Source organism: Acidithiobacillus sp. TH-A117 (genome assembly GCF_057473465.1).
Window position 1 is genome coordinate 31,197 of record NZ_JBYCKQ010000029.1, and the last position, 16,399, is coordinate 47,595.

The window sequence follows — 16,399 nt, forward strand, 5'->3', positions numbered from 1 at the left end:
ATATCATCGTAGTATGCCCGTCATGGCCTTGCTCTTTGGCTCTAGCCTTTGGGGGTTTTTGTGGCTCCCTTTACGTTATTTTAATCAAAATGGACTGCACGGAGCATGGCTGATTCTGATCATCTATTTGCTTTTGGCATTACCAGCGGGGCTGTGGTCCTGGAAGCGGCGTTTCGAGTTACTTGGGCATCATTGGACTCTGCTTGGGCTACTGGTTTTTGGCGGATGGACCAATGTGGCCTTCATGATGTCGTTGGTGCATGGCGAAGTGGTCCGGATGCTTTTGCTGTTCTATCTCTCGCCCGTCTGGTCGATTTTTGCGGCACGGATTTTTCTGCATGAAGCAGTTGGCTGGCGTGGAGCTCTTGCAGCAACGCTTGCGGTTGGTGGTTCAGCGCTGGTGGTGAGTCAGGGGCAAGGCTTATCTTTGAATGATTTGAGCACGAATGATCTTTTAGCGATTTCTTCAGGTTTTGCTTTTGCCCTCAGCAATGTGGTGTTGCGTGCGGATGAAGCTCTTGGCGATATGCACAGGGCTACTTCGGTGTGGTGGGGCTGTGTGCTGCTGGCTATCCCTTTCACCTTTTTTCAGCCTTGGCCCATTCTTTCTCCAGCGCACTATGTTTATCTGCTGGGGTTTTCCTGGTTGTGGATTGCCGGGGCGACTTTGGCCATTCAATATGGAGTGGCGAGAATGCCCGTAAGTGTTTCCGCCGTGATCATGCCTTTTGAGGTGATTGTCGGCGCACTTTCTGCCTGGTGGCTGGCAGATGAAAATCCGGGCTTGCTGGAGTTGCTGGGTGGCATATTGATTCTGGCGGCGGCCTTGTTGCAAATCACCCGCAGCCAGCAGCATCCGGTTTCATTGGGCGGCGTGGAAATGGAAAAGGGCGAGTTCTAGGGATTCGCTGCGGGGAATGATCTGGTTTGCGCCCCAGTTTTCCAGCGGATCGTTGGATTCTATATAGCCCCAACCGGCTGCCCAGCATTGGGTACCCGCTGCACGACCGGCAAGAATATCGCGATAATCGTCGCCAATCATGATGCTGTGCTGCGTCTGTGCATCCAGTTTTCGTAAAGCATGAAGAAGCGGAAGGGGATCCGGCTTGGCCCGCGCCGTACTATCGCCACTGACCACAACTCCGGGAGCAACCGGCAAGGATAATGCTGTGAGCAGGGGGGTGGTCAGGAAACCCGGCTTGTTGGTTACGATTCCCCAGGGTATTTTTTGCTCTTCCAGCCAGCGCAAAACCTGTTCCATGCCTGGAAACAGGATGCTTTGCTGACAAATGTTGGACAGGTAACAATCCAGAAACGCCTGACGCAAAGCCGGAAATGCCGTATCTTCCGGTTGCAGGCCCAGAGCAACCCGCAATAGCCCTCTGGCTCCCTGTGAGGCTACCGGGCGTAAAATCGGCAAGGGCAGGGCAGGTAATCCTTGTAAGGCCCGCAGATGGTTGGCGGCGGCTGCGAGATCAGGAGCGGTATCTACCAGGGTGCCGTCCAGATCAAAGAGGACTGCGCCGCCCTTAGGCATCTTGTTTACGGGTATGCATCAAATAATGACGGTCACGTCATCATTGAGGCGGGCCTGATGACGGATGGGATCATAATGCATACCTTTGAGGGCGAGGGTCTGTAAATGGGCCTTGCGGGTCATGGCGATGAGCTCGCTAGGGCGAATGAACTTCTGGTAATCATGGGTGCCGCGTGGCAATAGGCCCAGAACATACTCTGCGCCGAGAATGGCCAGCAGATAACTTTTGGGATGGCGGTTGAGGGTTGCAAAAAATGCTTCGCCGCCAGGCTTCAGCAGTTGCGAGCAGGCCGCAACAATGCCGGTGGGATCGGGAACATGCTCCAGCATTTCCATGCAGGTGACCACATCATAGGATTGGGGTTCTGCTGCGGCCAGGTCCTCGACAGCGACTTTGCGATACTGTATTGATAAATCGCTGAGCTGGGCATGGGCCTGAGCTGCTTCGATACCATCAGCGGCCAGATCGATGCCTGTCACTATTCCCCCCTGACGGGCCATGGCTTCCGCCAGGAGTCCGCCGCCCGTACCCACATCGAGAATGCGTTTGTCGCGCAACCCCTGGCAACCATTGGCAATAAAATCAACCCGCAAGGGATTGATTTCGTGGAGCGTCCGGAAAGGTCCGTGGGGATCCCACCAGGTGCTGGCGAGTGCATCGAATTTGCTGACTTCAGCCTGATCCATATTCATGGGTTCTGATCTCTTTCGCGAATGCGCTTTACCCACTCCTGGGCGCGACTGAATAATGCCGAAGTTTCCCAGTCCACGGCCTGTCCCTGAGAGATACGGATTTTACCCTCTACCCAGACATGGGTGATCTGGTCACGTCCCGCACAATAGGCTACCTGGGACACCGGATCATACACGGGGAAGGTGGCAGGATGATCTAGAGAAATGGCGATGCAATCGGCGGCCTTGCCAATTTCCAGGCTACCGGTCCGGTCCCCCCAGCCGATGGCCTGGGCACCACCCAGGGTGGCGGCTTCCAAGGCTTCCCATGCGGGAAACGCCGTAGGATCGTTACTGATGCCTTTGGCGAGCAGAGCCGCCGTGCGCAGCTCACCGAGCATGTCGAGATCATTATTGCTAGCCGCACCGTCAGTACCAATGGCAAGGCCAATGCCCTGCCGGCGAATCCGGGCTATGGGAGCAATACCCGAGCCCAGCTTGAGGTTGGACTCCGGACAGTGGGCAATATGCAGACCACTTTCCCGGCATAGGCTCAGATCATCGTCATCCAGTTGGGTCATGTGTACGGCCAGAAAGCGTGGACTGAGCAGGCCCAGGGCTGCGAGACGGGCCAGTGGGCGTTGCCCGTGCTGAGCAAGGGCTTCATCCACTTCATAAGCGGTCTCATGGACGTGCATGTGGATGGGCAGTTGTTCGGCCTCGGCCAACTCCCGGGTACCGCGCAAACCCGCATCGGCAACGGTGTAGGGGGCATGGGGCGCAAGGCTTTGCCGAATCAGAGACAGTTGGCGCAATTGTGGCAGAAGATCAGCGGCGGCCTGCAAGCAGGCGTCGGCATTGGCCGCATAGGCCGTAGGAAAATCAATGATGACATGGCCGATATGTGCCCGCATGCCCATGTCTTGGGCGCTGAGAGCGGCTGCTTCCGGAAAAAAATACATATCGTTGAAAGTGGTGGTGCCACCACGCAGCATTTCGGCAATGGCCAGCTCTGTGCCCATGCGCACAAATTCCGGACTGACAAAGCGTCCCTCCACCGGCCAGATGTGTTCGTTCAGCCAGGTCATCAGGGGCAGGTCATCGGCAAGGCCGCGCATCAGGGTCATGGCTGCGTGAGTATGGGCATTGACGAAGCCGGGCATCAGGACGTGCTGATCCAGGGTTGTACTCTCGACGGCCATGTACGCGTTCAGAATATCTTCTTGAGGGCCGATAGCGACTATGCGCCCCTGGGCGATGGCCAGAGCGTGGTGATGCAGCACGATGCGGGGACGGATAGGAATAATCCAGCGGGCACTGATAATGTGATCGACCTGGGTTTTTGCAGCGCTTTGAGTGGGCACACCGGACCTCATGGCAAGGGATCAGGAATGCATTATCTTAACACAGTGGCGATGATCTGAGGCAATTCGTCTGAGTGGCCCATCCCGGTAAATGCGCCACTCATAATCAGCCGTTCAAAGCACGCTGAATGGCCCGGGCATAAGCCCAGACGGTTGCCGAATAATAGACGCTGGGGTTGTAGCCCATGATGGCGTAAAAATTGGGGTAGGCGATAAACAAGGTCGGTCCCTCGGCGGTTTGCAGACGGAGTAGTCCGACGGGGGTGTCAGCGGGTAAAGCGGATGGTGCTTCAGGCTGAATGCCGGCGGCCAGCAATTGCCCCAGGGGATGTTTGCCATGCAGGAAGAAATCTGCATTTTCTCCACCGCTACCGATCACTCTGGCCAATACCGGTTGACCGGGTTGCCAGCCGTGGGCCAGAAAAAAGTTGGCGGTGGAAGCCAGGACATCGGCTGGTGAATTCCAGAGATTAGGCAGTGGCCCGCCGGGGGGATCATTCCAGACAATACCGTAGCGCAGATAACTGCTGGCCAGGAATTGTGACATACCCATGGCCCCCGCCTCGGAGCCCATCAGGCTAGCAGGCGAGACGCCGAGTTTTTGTGCCAGTTTCAGGGTTTCTGCCGTCTCATGCAGAAAAAAATGTCGCCGACCCGGCAAGGCCAATGCCAAGCTGAGGTTGCTGTTCAGCACCGAAAAATTGCCCATGAAAGAGCCAAAACCAGTTTCGATATTGAGAATACCCATCAGGATGGGGCCCGGAACTCCGTATTTACGGCTGACCTGTTCCAGCAGGGTACGGTGCGCATTCCAGAACTGCAAACCCCGTTGAATGCGGTCGGGGTGAAGAAAACGGTCGCGATATCGCCACCAGGGATAGGGAGCGACGGGCTTGTTGCTGGGCGGTGCCGGAGTCATCAGCGCCACGGCGCGGGCGTTGAAGCGCGCATTCTGCAAGGCGGGAATCACATAATTGGCGGGTAGGCCGTCATTTTCCTGCAGATGGCAGGCAATCTCCCGGAGTTGTTGTTGATATTGCTGAGGAAAATTGGGGAAGTAAACGTCTCGAACGCAGGATTCGGAAATGGCCGACGGTGGAATCTGCCGGGCAGCGGGTTGCGGCAGCGTTTGGGCGCGAGGTGTAACTGCAGGCAGATTGGCCGGAACAGGGGGCGAGACAGGGCTGCTGACTTCAGTCGCGCATGCGGAAAGCAGAGTGGCCGTAATGCTGATACTCAGCAGTGTTCTGATATGGATTTTAGGGGGCATCAGCGCAGTCTTCCGTTCAAAATCAATAAGTTTTTGGATTTTTATTCATCACGCATGGCGAGCAATTCTCTGGGCATGGGTCGGCGTACCCCATCCAGACGCTCCGCCCAGTAAGGAATTTGCAGGCTTTGCACGGCAACTCCCTGACGCCGGTTCAGGGCGCTGACGAATTGTTGTCCGCCGATATAAATACCTACATGGGAAAATGGCTGTCCCATGGTGTTGAAAAACACCAGATCGCCGGGACGGATGCGGCTCAGGGGTACGGCGGGTAAAGCGGCTGCCTGGGCAAAAGAGGTTCTGGGAATGTCCACCCCGGCCTGTTCCAGCACATATTGAATAAGGCCGCTGCAGTCGAAACCGGTTTGTGGCGATTCACCACCCCAACGGTAAGCCTTACCAATTTCAGAAATGGCATGCACTAGGACGGCGTCCAGCGTGGTGGCCTCGGCATGCCGGGAATAGTCTGCGCTCTGGGCCGGGGGTTGATAGGGCGTTGGCGTAGTGAGGCTGGGGCTGGGTGCCATGCTGGCGCAGCCGCTCAAGGCCAAGCTCCCTAACAGCAGGGCGATTCCGGTCAACCGCAGGGGATTTTTACTAAACGTAAAGTAATGCCTTGACATAGGCGCCTTCCTCTTTCTTTTTTCTAAGGAAAGTAAATAGCCTAATTATCTTGATTTGGCAAGTGAGGGTGTTGGGGTGGTTTTGGAATGGTGTTGGTTGACCTGAGCGGCCTTGATTGGTATTTTACGCGCTCTCTGAATGGTTCATTCAGGGCGGTTAGCTCAGCGGTAGAGCACTGCCTTCACACGGCAGGGGTCACAGGTTCGAACCCTGTACCGCCCACCAAATTCTGCAATAGTATTTTTAGATTTAATTTTCCGTAACGGAAATCGGAAATCACAGCATATTCTTCATTTCATAAAGAAAATCCAGGGCTTGTCTGGGGCTGATCGTGTCGGGATCCAGTTGCTGCAGACGCTCCAGGAGTGGATGCGCTGTTACGGCAAACAGGGGTATCTGTGCTGGTGTCGGGGCTTGACGGGATGAAGTTGCTGGCTGCTCAGAAGCAGTATTCTCCAAAAGGTGCAGGCGCTTGCGGGCGGCGGCCACGACACCCTCGGGGATGCCGGCCAGGCTGGCAACGGCCAGTCCGTAACTCTGGGTAGCCGGGCCTTCCTCGACGCGGTGCAAAAAAATCACCTGCTCATTCTGAGCGACGGCATCCAGATGGAGATTGGATAACCCCCGGTTTTCGAGGGCGGTCAGCTCAAAATAATGGGTAGCGAAAAGCGTGAAAGCACCGCGCTCCAGCAAGGCTTCTGCCGTAGCCCAGGCAATGGCGAGGCCATCGTAGGTGGCCGTACCACGCCCGATTTCATCGAGAATCACCAGGCTCTGCGCCGTAGCCAGATGGAGAATCCGCGCCGTTTCACTCATTTCCACCATGAATGTGGAGCGCCCACCGGCGAGATCATCTGCCGCACCAATGCGGGTGAATATCTGGTCAATGGGACCGATGACCGCCTCCCGGGCAGGCACCCAACTGCCGATATGGGCCAGCAGAACGATGAGTGCGCTCTGGCGCATATAGGTGGATTTACCACCCATATTGGGACCCGTAATCAGATGCATCCGTTGTTGGCCATCAAAATGCAGATCGTTGGGCACAAACTGGCTACCGATTTGCGCTTCGACCACGGGGTGGCGCCCATCTACAATGTGCAGCGCATTTTCTGCCACTAGCTGCGGGGCGGACCAGTTCAGGGTGATGGCGCGTTCGGCCAGATTGCTCAGCACGTCCAGTTCGGCAATGGCCGTCATGGTGTTTTGCAGTGCCGCCACTTCTGGCAGCAGCGCCTCCAACAGACTTGAAAACAACAGGCGCTCGCGGCTAAGAGCCAGACTTTCAGCGGAGAGGGCCTGATCTTCGATGACTTTGAGCGCGTCGTTGATGTAACGCTCGGCATTTTTGGTGGTCTGGCGGCGACGGTAATCATCGGGGATGGGACCCTGATAACTGCGGCTGATTTCAATATAAAAGCCGTGGACGCGATTATACTGAATTTTGAGCTGGCTGATGCCGGTACGTTGGCGCTCTTCCTGCTCCAGATGACGCAGCACATCCTGGAGGTTGTGGCTCAAGGCCTGCAAACGGTCGAGTTCAGCGTCATAGCCTGAACGGATATAACCCCCATCTCTTTGAGTTATGGGTGGCTGGTCAACGATGGCATTTTCCAGGAGCTGGGTCGTGGCGGTGAACAGGCTGATTTTTTTCTGGTAAGTCGCCAATGCGTCAGCTGTGAAATGCCCCAGGCTGTCGCGTAAAGCGGGTAGGGCCTGCAGGGTGTGGCGCAACTGGGCGAGGTCCCGGGGATTGGCGCTGCGCAGGGCGATGCGGGTGAGAATGCGCTCGGCATCGGCAATACCTTGCAGGGTCTTTTGCAGAGGGCCTGGACCCTGGCCTTCTATGAGCGCGCTGACGAGCTGCTGGCGCTGCCACAAATCCGGACCCTGACGCAGAGGGCGCAACAACCAGCGGCGTAACAGCCTTGCGCCCATAGCAGTACGGGTTTTCTGGAGCAGGGACAGCAAGGTCGGGCCTTGCCCCTGAAGGCTTTCCACCACTTCCAGGGCCCGAAAAGCCGTAGCATCCATGTACAGTTCTTCTTCAGCGCGCTCGGGATGCAGACGCTGGACTTGCGCTAGGCTGCCACGCAGCTGCGTTTCAGCATAATGCAGGAGCGCCCCGGCTGCACGCAGACCCAAAGGCCAGTCATTGCAGCCAAAGCTGTCGAGACGCTCGCCAAAGTAACGATCGAGCACGGCCTGACTGCGGCGTGCCTGGAAGATCTGTTTGTCGAGACCCTGGACGGGGGTTCCCTGCAAGTAGGGCTGCAGGTCTGCGTCCTCAGGCAGGATGATTTCAGCAACAGGGCGTCGGCCCAGCAGGTCGGCCAGATGAATCAGCGGAATTTCCCGGAGCATCAAGCGTCCTCCGGCGGCGTCCAGCCAGGCAAGCCCGCATTGTTCTCCTTCCGGACAGATGGCCAGCAGCAGCGGTTCCTGCTGACTGTCCAGCAAGGCTCCATCGACGATGGTGCCGGGGGTCAGTACCCGGACAATAGCTCTTTCGACGGGACCTTTACTACTGGCCGGGTCGCCAATCTGCTCACCAATGGCTATTTTTTCACCCAAAGCCACCAGTTTAGTCAGATAGCCATCGACACTGTGAACGGGAACACCAGCCATGGGAATGGGCTCTCCCGCACTGTGCCCGCGACTGGTAAGAGTGATACCGAGCAGGCGCGAAGCTTTCTGCGCGTCTTCATAAAACAGCTCATAGAAATCCCCCATCCGGTAAAACAGCAGGGCATCCGGACATTCTGCCTTCAGTCCGAGATATTGCTGCATCATGGGGGTGTGCTTCGCGGGAGATTCAGCGGCACTCATGGGCGATTCAATTCAGGAATAGGGAACTTATTCATCGCCGCGAGGATAGCGCAAGGGCGTATTCGCCGCCATATCCGCCGCAATTACTGAGCGTGGCGGATATGTGGCGGTTGGGGTATACGGCGAAGTTCAGCTGCGGTTGCCGCCGCCGAAAATCTCCAGCAGAGCCATGAACAAGTTGATGATGTCTAGGTAAAGCCCCACCACCAGCAGCACCGGTTCCTGAATGCCGCCCCGGACCATGCGCTGGGTATCAAACAGAATCAAACCGCTGAACACCAGGACGAGTACCCCGGCAATAGCCAGCTGCAGGGCCGGCAGATGCAGGAAGAACATGTTCAGCAACGACACCACAATCGCCAGAATCAGCCCGGTAATGAGAAAACCGCCAATGTTGCTGAAATCCCGGCGGGTCGTCATGGCATAGGCAGAAAGGCCGATGAACATGGCAGCGGTGGTTCCCAGCGCTTCGGCAATGATGGTTGCGCCGTTGGGCATGCGCAGATACATCTCGATGGCCGGTCCCATCATCATGCCCATGCCGGCAGCAAAGAGGAACACCAGGGGAATGGCAAAGGGACTGCGATGGGCGCCGGTATATTGCACGGCAAAAAGCAGGGCAAAAGATCCGATCATCAGGATGATGGGATGTTCATAAGCAAAGGGTGAACTCATCCCGTACACGGCAGCGATGGCCGAGACCACGAGGGTGGCTGCCAGCAGGGCGTAGGTTTTCCCCAGCAGGGCGCCGATGGATGTCCCGGCACGACTTCCCTGGGGATTCATGCTGTCGGGAAACTGATAGGGATTTTGATCCTGATTCATGTACAGACTCCTTCAAACAAGCAACACGCTTGGTATAAACGAAGAATGGGGGTTTCTATTTAATAAATCAATGGTCAAATCAACGCAACTGGCGAAAAATTGGCGATATTTGCAGCGCGGTAATCCGGTGTAGGAGTCTGACGGAAGGGGAAAGTTCCGCAAATTGTCTCTTGCCCATTGGCAGGCACACCATTAACCTGCAGTTCCTTTCTCTGATCCACACTGGAGCCGGTATGCGCGCACTGATTTTTGATACGGAAACGACAGGACGGGTGGAGCCCGATCTGATCGAGGCGGCCTGGCTGGCGGTCAGCGATCTCAAGACCCTGGAAGTGGAAGAACAGTTTGTGCAGCGTTACCGGCCGGACAAGCCCATCGAGATGGGTGCTATGGCGGTCCACCACATACTCGAAGAAGATCTGCTCGATTGTCCGTCGGCGCGGACCTTTACCCTGCCGGAGAATACCGCCTATCTGGTAGGACACAGTATTGATTATGACTGGGGGGTGATCGGCAAGCCTGATGTCAAACGGATCTGCACCTATGCCATGACTCGTAAGCTCTGGCCGGAGGTAGACAGCCATTCCCAGTCGGCGTTGATGTTTCATTTCAGCAAGGATCGCAAGAAAACCCGGGATAATCTTAAAAATGCCCATTCAGCGCTGGCGGATGTGAAATTTTGCCGGATATTGCTGAATAAGGTCATTCTCGCCGTGCGCCCTTCCTCCTGGGAGGATCTCTGGGAGTTCAGTGAGCGCGCGCGGATCCCTGAGACCATGCCCTTCGGCAAGCACAAGGGGGTCAAAATCATTGATCTTCCCGATGACTACCGCAAATGGGCACTCAATAATCTGACCGATATGGACTTTTACCTGCGCAAGGCGCTGGAAGGCTGAGCCCTTTGCACCGCTTCCAGCAATAACGCCCCGCACTGGGCAGCAGTCTGGCCGGCGGCGATGATGCCGTCTTCGTGCCCTGCCATTTGCAGCAGCAGGGGAAGACGGGCATCCCGGACAATGGCACTGATGGCCTCGGCCATGGCCGGGGTGCCATATTCCGCATCCATCGGAGTCGCCGCTATGCCCAGCCGTTCGGCTGCCTGCCAGAGTACCGGACTGTGGACGTGAAACACCCAGTGGATGTCGGGATGGGCGGCATAACAGGCGGCATGACTCAGAGCTTCGGAGGAGGGTGCTTGTGGCCCCCTGGCATGAATTTGATTGCCCGTAATATCCCAGTCGGTCACGGTGCAGAAATGTGCCGTCGCCAGAGTCGGCAGCGCCCCGGTTTGGGTGGCGCTGATCAGAAACCCCTGGGGGCTGCGGCAACTCACATTGCCAAATCCGATTCCGCCGTAACGCTGCGGATCGGCACCAATGAGCTGGCGTGCGAACAACACATCGCGCCAGTCCAGCAAGGTGGCAATTTCCGCCTGACGGGGGGCTGCAGCGTGTTCCCAGTGCAGAGTAAATTTGGTAACGCCTTCTTCAGGTAGATTAGTTGTGCTCATGGGTTTTAGCGCCGCGCAAAAATTTTCTGGAGGAGGCGATACCAGCCGGGGAGCGTCACCGGGCCGGAACGAGCTGGTTGGGTACAGAGCTTGACCGCCGATTTGCCGGAATTGGCCGGTGGTTCGGGTAACGGGACGCCCGGAGGATAAATATCCACCAGGGTAGCCCCCCAGCTACTGCGATCATTGGCCAGGCGAAAATGTTTGACCATGGGTTCGCGGCGCAGCAGGGCATGGACTGTCTCGCGAAGCACCCCACGACCTTTGCCGTGAATAATCCGGATTTCGGTAATGCCGGCAGCCCGGCAGGTTTGCAAGTATTCGCGGACCAGATCGGGGACTTCTTTGGGGCGAAAAGCGTGCAGATCCAACACTCCGTCTATATGGCTTTGAAAAATTGTGTTTTGTTCAGGATGCTTGGTCATGTGCTGCTGCCTGCCCAATGAGTGATCAGAGCAATGCTGACCAGACATACAGGCAAAATCATGGCCAGCGCCGGGATCTGAAACAGGAAAAAAGCAAAGACGATCGCCCCTGTCAAATAGGCGAAAAGGGCGGCGACCTGCTGACGCCAGGCAAAGGGCAGAGCTTGTTTTTTGCGCAGACTTTCTACCAGGGTGATGATGATCGTGGTCAGGGTATTGGTGAAAACCACCGAAGGTACGCCGGCGACATTGATGAGGCGGGCAGCCACACTTTGCAGGCCCATACTCAGCGCAGAAAAAATAATCAGGGCGTAGAGCACAACTCCGTCCGTCGGAAACCCCCAAAGGATCCAGAGCAAGGCGTAAAGGCCGAGAAAAGCTGCTTCCAGGGCGAGAACCATTCTCAGCGCCCGGGGATGGTCCTTCCAGAGCGTGGCCAGCATGATGCCAATGATGAAACCGAGCAGGGCAGCCAGAGAATGGGTGGCGGAGAGCAGGTGCCCTTGGCCTACGGCAATGCCGAAAAGCGCCAGATTGCCGGTCATGGCCGAGGTGAACACCATATGAAACTGGAGAAAGGCGACAATATCCGCACCGCCGGAAGTCGCCGAAAGCAGGTGCATGGTCCGGTCGGTTTTGCCGAGCCGTGGGGATGACATTGCGGGAGTCCCGCTCAAAGCAGTATTCTCTCAATGCCCCCCTGCCGGGTCGCATCAATAAAGCCCTGCTGCCACTGCGCACCGAGAATTTTCCGCGCCAGTTCCACGACAATGTAGTCCGTATCCAGGCCGGTATCTTCCCGGTAGCGCTCCAGGCCCTGCTGGCAGGCGGGACAACTGGTCAGCAGGCGCACGTTATTGTCCACGGCCTTATCGCTGCCCGTCAGCTGGAAGACGCCTTCTTTCAGTACCTCCTCCTTACGGAAGCGCAACTGGGTGGCGATATCCGGACGACTGCTGGCCAGAGTCCCGGCTTCGCCACAGCAACGTGCGGACTCGGTCACCTCCTGGCCGAGCAGGCGGCTGGCAACAGCCTGGGGTTTGTGGGTTTTCATGGGACTATGACAGGGATCGTGATAGAGATACTGCACTCCCGCCACACCATCCAGAGCAACCCCCTTTTCCATCAGGTATTCATGAATATCCAGCAGACGGCAACCGGGGAAAATCTGCTGAAACTGATATTGCAGTAACTGATCCATGCAGGTGCCGCAGGATACGATCACGGTTTTAATATCGAGATAATTGAGGGTGTTGGCCACCCGATGAAAGAGCACCTGATTGCGCACGGAAATTTCCTGGCCTTTGTCCTCCTGGCCCCCGGCTGTCTGCGGATAGCCGCAGCAGAGATAGCCGGGAGGGAGGACCGTTTGGGCGCCTACATGATGGAGCATGGCCAGGGTCGCCAGTCCGATGTCGCTGAACAGACGCTCACTGCCGCAGCCGGGAAAATAAAACACGGCATCACTGTCGTCATTGACCTTGGCGCTATCACGAATGATGGGCACGGTTTTGTCATCGACAATGGCCAAAAGCTGGCGCATGGTCTGGGCGCCCATTTTGGTGGGCAGGGGTTTGCGCAAAAAGTGGATGACTTCCGCTCGCACGCTGGCCTTGCCCGTGGTGGCCGGAGGTGGTCCTTTGGGTAACAGGGGCTTGACGACATCATGGGCCAGAGCCTGGGCCTTGAACATAGTCTGCAGCACCCCCTGACGCAGAAAATGTACCTTTCCGGGTTCCGTAGCGTTCAGGTAGCTCATGGCCAGCCGTGTTCCCATATTGAAGGATTTCTCGCCCCGCGCCCGGAGAATGTTGCGCATGTGGATGGAGACCTTGCCAAAATCAATATCCACCGGGCAGGGAGTCATGCACTTGTGACAGGTGGTGCAATGATCGGCCACATCATTCATGGCCTCGAAGTGTTGCCGGGAAACACCCCTTCGGGTTTGCTCTTCATACAGAAAGGCCTCGATCAGCAGGCCGGTAGCGAGGATTTTGTTGCGCGGTGAATAAAGCAAATTGGCGCGGGGAATATGGGTCATGCAGACAGGTTTGCACTTACCGCAGCGCAGACAATCCTTGATTTCACGGTTGAGTGCACCGAGTTCACTGGCTTCGAGGAGCAAAGCTTCCTGCTCCACCAGTTGCAGGGAGGGTGTGTAGGCATTGTCCAGACCCGAACCCGCCAGCAATTTACCCGGATTGAAGAGATCGTCAGGGTCAACCTTGGTTTTGTAACGGGCAAAGGCAGCAATTTTTTCCGGTTCCAGCCAGCGCATTTTGGTAATACCAATGCCGTGTTCGCCGGAGATCACCCCGCCCAGTTGCTGGGCGATAGCCATGATCCGGTCCACCACAGCGTCGGCTTCATGAAGCATGGTCTGATTGCTGGACAGTACCGGGATATTGGTGTGAATGTTGCCGTCACCAGCGTGCATGTGCAGGGCCACAAACAGCCGGGAGCGCTTGTATACTGCATGGATGTCACGAATCTGCTCGCGCAGGGCGGTGAAAGCATCGCCGGCAAAGAGCGCCTCCAGCGGCCGTCCTACCCGCTCCCGATAGCTGATCCGCAAGACCCCGCGCAGGAGCAGATCCATGAGGGTTTCCTCAGCATGCATGAGTGGCGCTGACTGGGCATCCAGCAGCTCCGGGTGCAAAGCAGCAGCATCATCCAGATGCTGAAGCAAGGCTTCCCAACGCTGACGGGTATCCTCAATCAGGGCCAGGGCGGCGGCTCTTTTGGCCGCCACAATGGCCTGATCTTCGCTGCAATCCTCATAGTCTTTGGCTTTGCGGATTTCTGCCAGATCACCGTGAAAATATTCGTCCAAGGCCTTCAGGCTGCGCAATTTGCTGTTGATGGACTGTTCGATATTGATACGTTCCACCGCTTGGGTATACGCCCCCAGTTGTTCCAGAGGAATGACCACATCTTCGTTGATTTTGAAGGCATTGGTATGGGCGGAAATGGCAGCGGTGCGGCTGCGGTCGGCCCAGAAACGGCGCCGGGATTCGGGGGTGGTGGCCACAAAGCCTTCACCTCCCCGGGCGTTGGCAATGCGCACCACCGCTGCCGCCGTAGCGCCCGCTGCGTCCGGGTCATCGCTGGCGATGTCCGCCAGGAGCAACATTTTCGGCCGCTCATGACGGGGCGCCTTATTACTGTATTTGATGGCCTTCAGATAGCGTTCGTCGAGATGCTCCAGCCCGGTGAGCAGAACATGGTTCTGGCTTTCCACAAAGGATTTGACTTCGACAATGGCCGGCACGGCGGCATTCAGATCCGTGCCGTAAAATTCCAGGCAGACGGTGCGAATATGGGCGGGCATACGGTGCAGCAGAAAACGCCCGGATGTAATGATGCCATCACAACCTTCTTTCTGGATGCCGGGCAGTCCGCCGAGAAACTTGTCGGTCACATCCTTGCCCAGGCCGGCCTTGCGCAAGCTGGCCCCGGCAAGCGTCAGGATTTCTGGTTCGCCCAAGGGAGTCTGACCGTCGCCAGCGAAACGTTTGAGCAGAAAATCGACCTGGGGCTGATCATGGATTTTGCCGAGATTATGGTTCAGCCGCTCCACTTCCAACCAGTTGCCATCGGCGGTCACCATGCGCCAGGAGAGCAGATTATCCAGGGCGGTGCCCCAGAGGACAGCTTTTTTACCGCCGGCATTCATGGCGATGTTACCACCGATGGTGGAAGCATCCATGGAGGTAGGATCGACGGCAAAAACAAGGCCCGCCGCATCAGCAGCGTCAGCAACCACTTTGGTCACTACCCCCGCACCAGCGGAGATACTGGGCACCGTTTGGCTCAGACCGGCTGGTGTGACTGGTTCTATGGCCGAGATGTGCTCCAGTTTTTCGGTATTGATGACTGCCGTATGGCGCCGGAGTGGAATGGCCCCACCAGTATAGCCGGTGCCGCCCCCCCGGGGAATGATGGACAGACCGAGTTCGCGGCAGGCCAGCACCATGCGTTGAACCTCGGACTCATCGGCGGGGTATAGCACCACAAAGGGAATTTCCACCCGCCAGTCGGAAGCGTCGGTAATATGCGCTATACGCGCATAGGCGCTGAAATCCACATTATCCCGGGCGGTAATTTTGAGTAAACGTTTTTCGGATTTTTTACGCAGCTGGAGATCTTCGTCAAACTGCCGGGTGAAAGCCTTTACCGCTTCCTGGGTATTATCCAGGAGCCGCAAAACCAGGGCATTGCCTTCAGCCCGCGCACGGATATCCTTGAGGCGATGGGCCAACGCATTCCACAGGGCTTCACGGCGGCCCTGGTCCCGGGCGAGATCATCCTGAATGTACGGATTGCGTTCCACGACCCAGATATCGCCCAGGACTTCAAAAAGCATCCGCGCCGAACGGCCGGTGACCCGTTGGTCGCGCAGATCTTCGAGGATCCGCCAAGCTTCCGCACCGATCAGGCGACTGACAATTTCGCCATCGGAAAAGGACGTGTAGTTGTAAGGAATTTCTCGGAGACGTGGGTTCATAAGGGAATCATAACATTGTCGATGAGCCGGGTCTGCCCGAGATATGCGGCGGCAAACCAGCGCGCACCCGGTAATCCATGATCCACCAGCTGCAAGCTCTGGCTATCGCGCAACTCGAGATAATCCACGACAAAACCCGCCTGCTCCAGGCTCGCCCGACCCACTTGAGCGAGTTCGGCAATGCTGGATTCTGGCTGACTGCGCTGCGCCAGATCTACAAGTGTAGCGGCCAGGAGCGGTGCCATCTGGCGCTCGGTGGGGCTGAGCAGGGAGTTGCGCGAACTATAGGCCAGTCCGTCGGCTTCCCTTTGCAGCGGGCCGGGGAGCACCTGCACGGTCATGTTCATGTCGGCCACCATTTGCTGCACAATCCGCAATTGTTGATAGTCTTTTTCACCAAGAATCAGAATCTCCGGCTGAATCATCTGCAGCAGTTTGTTGACGACCGTGCAGACCCCGGCGAAATGTCCCGCACGGTGCGCACCACAAAGGGGTTTGGCCAGGCTGTGAGGCGGCATGATGATGGAGAGGTCCTTTCTGCCCCGAGGATACATCAACGCATCGTCCGGAGTAAAAACAGTGGAACAACCCGCTGCGTGGAGTTGCTGTAAATCCTTGTCGAGACTGCGCGGATAGCGCGTGAAGTCCTCCTGCGGTCCGAATTGCAGAGGGTTCACGTAAATGCTGACCAGCACTTGCTCAGCGCGGGCAGCAGCCAGACGGACCAGGGCCATGTGTCCCTCATGCAGGTTGCCCATGGTGGGGACAAAAGCCAGGGTGCCCTGCAGACTTTGCCGCCACTGCCGCAAGCTGGCGATATCCTTGAAGATGGGCAT

Annotated in this window: 14 protein-coding genes and 1 tRNA gene; 3 read left to right on the forward strand and 12 right to left on the reverse strand. The window is 57.0% G+C overall.

What is annotated here, in order from left to right; all coding sequences use genetic code 11:
- The first annotated feature begins 13 nt into the window (after window positions 1-13).
- On the forward strand, window positions 14-901 hold the full coding sequence (locus AC2VLR_RS06500) for a DMT family transporter (RefSeq protein WP_486881391.1): 888 nt from the start codon (window positions 14-16) through the stop codon (window positions 899-901).
- On the opposite strand, the gene AC2VLR_RS06505 is transcribed toward AC2VLR_RS06500, so the two are convergent.
- The 5 genes from AC2VLR_RS06505 to AC2VLR_RS06525 form a co-directional block, all read right to left on the reverse strand.
- Window positions 863-1,537, reverse strand: coding sequence for an HAD family hydrolase (locus AC2VLR_RS06505; RefSeq protein ID WP_486881392.1), 675 nt, complete (start codon window positions 1,535-1,537; stop codon window positions 863-865). The genes AC2VLR_RS06500 and AC2VLR_RS06505 overlap by 39 nt on opposite strands.
- 18 nt (window positions 1,538-1,555) lie before the next feature.
- Window positions 1,556-2,230, reverse strand: coding sequence for a bifunctional 2-polyprenyl-6-hydroxyphenol methylase/3-demethylubiquinol 3-O-methyltransferase UbiG (gene ubiG / locus AC2VLR_RS06510; protein ID WP_486881393.1), 675 nt, complete (start codon window positions 2,228-2,230; stop codon window positions 1,556-1,558).
- Window positions 2,227-3,573 (reverse strand): TRZ/ATZ family hydrolase, encoded by a 1,347-nt coding sequence (locus tag AC2VLR_RS06515; protein WP_486881394.1) that lies wholly within the window; start codon window positions 3,571-3,573, stop codon window positions 2,227-2,229. The genes ubiG and AC2VLR_RS06515 overlap by 4 nt, the downstream gene beginning before the upstream one ends.
- 106 nt (window positions 3,574-3,679) lie before the next feature.
- Window positions 3,680-4,843 carry a lytic murein transglycosylase gene (locus AC2VLR_RS06520; RefSeq protein ID WP_486881395.1) on the reverse strand — a complete coding sequence of 388 codons (1,164 nt, stop codon included), beginning with the start codon at window positions 4,841-4,843 and terminating at the stop codon, window positions 3,680-3,682.
- Window positions 4,844-4,884: 41 nt separating this feature from the next.
- A complete protein-coding gene (locus tag AC2VLR_RS06525; protein WP_486881396.1) occupies window positions 4,885-5,466 on the reverse strand; it encodes a C40 family peptidase in 582 nt (193 codons plus the stop codon).
- Window positions 5,467-5,617: 151 nt separating this feature from the next.
- Here AC2VLR_RS06525 and AC2VLR_RS06530 point away from each other — a divergent pair.
- A tRNA-Val gene (locus tag AC2VLR_RS06530) sits at window positions 5,618-5,692 on the forward strand.
- Window positions 5,693-5,743: 51 nt separating this feature from the next.
- Here AC2VLR_RS06530 and mutS read toward each other — a convergent pair.
- On the reverse strand, window positions 5,744-8,296 hold the full coding sequence (gene mutS, locus AC2VLR_RS06535) for a DNA mismatch repair protein MutS (protein ID WP_486881397.1): 2,553 nt from the start codon (window positions 8,294-8,296) through the stop codon (window positions 5,744-5,746).
- A 129-nt stretch (window positions 8,297-8,425) separates the two neighbouring features.
- Window positions 8,426-9,121: a Bax inhibitor-1/YccA family protein gene (locus AC2VLR_RS06540; protein ID WP_486881398.1), complete on the reverse strand. Its 696-nt coding sequence runs from the start codon at window positions 9,119-9,121 to the stop codon at window positions 8,426-8,428.
- A 233-nt stretch (window positions 9,122-9,354) separates the two neighbouring features.
- On the opposite strand from AC2VLR_RS06540, the gene AC2VLR_RS06545 reads away from it, so the two are divergent.
- Window positions 9,355-10,017: a 3'-5' exonuclease gene (locus AC2VLR_RS06545; protein ID WP_486881399.1), complete on the forward strand. Its 663-nt coding sequence runs from the start codon at window positions 9,355-9,357 to the stop codon at window positions 10,015-10,017.
- Here AC2VLR_RS06545 and AC2VLR_RS06550 read toward each other — a convergent pair.
- The 5 genes from AC2VLR_RS06550 to panC are packed head-to-tail and all read right to left on the reverse strand — an operon-like array spanning window position 9,990 to window position 16,399.
- Window positions 9,990-10,631 carry a class II aldolase/adducin family protein gene (locus AC2VLR_RS06550; RefSeq protein WP_486881400.1) on the reverse strand — a complete coding sequence of 214 codons (642 nt, stop codon included), beginning with the start codon at window positions 10,629-10,631 and terminating at the stop codon, window positions 9,990-9,992. The two genes, AC2VLR_RS06545 and AC2VLR_RS06550, sit on opposite strands and share 28 nt — an antisense overlap.
- A gap of 5 nt (window positions 10,632-10,636) precedes the next feature.
- A complete protein-coding gene (locus AC2VLR_RS06555) occupies window positions 10,637-11,056 on the reverse strand; it encodes a Smr/MutS family protein (protein ID WP_486881401.1) in 420 nt (139 codons plus the stop codon).
- Window positions 11,053-11,715, reverse strand: coding sequence for a YoaK family protein (locus AC2VLR_RS06560; protein WP_486881402.1), 663 nt, complete (start codon window positions 11,713-11,715; stop codon window positions 11,053-11,055). The genes AC2VLR_RS06555 and AC2VLR_RS06560 overlap by 4 nt, the downstream gene beginning before the upstream one ends.
- A gap of 14 nt (window positions 11,716-11,729) precedes the next feature.
- A complete protein-coding gene (locus tag AC2VLR_RS06565) occupies window positions 11,730-15,563 on the reverse strand; it encodes a DUF3683 domain-containing protein (protein WP_486881403.1) in 3,834 nt (1,277 codons plus the stop codon).
- On the reverse strand, window positions 15,560-16,399 hold the full coding sequence (panC, locus tag AC2VLR_RS06570; protein ID WP_486881404.1) for a pantoate--beta-alanine ligase: 840 nt from the start codon (window positions 16,397-16,399) through the stop codon (window positions 15,560-15,562). The genes AC2VLR_RS06565 and panC overlap by 4 nt, the downstream gene beginning before the upstream one ends.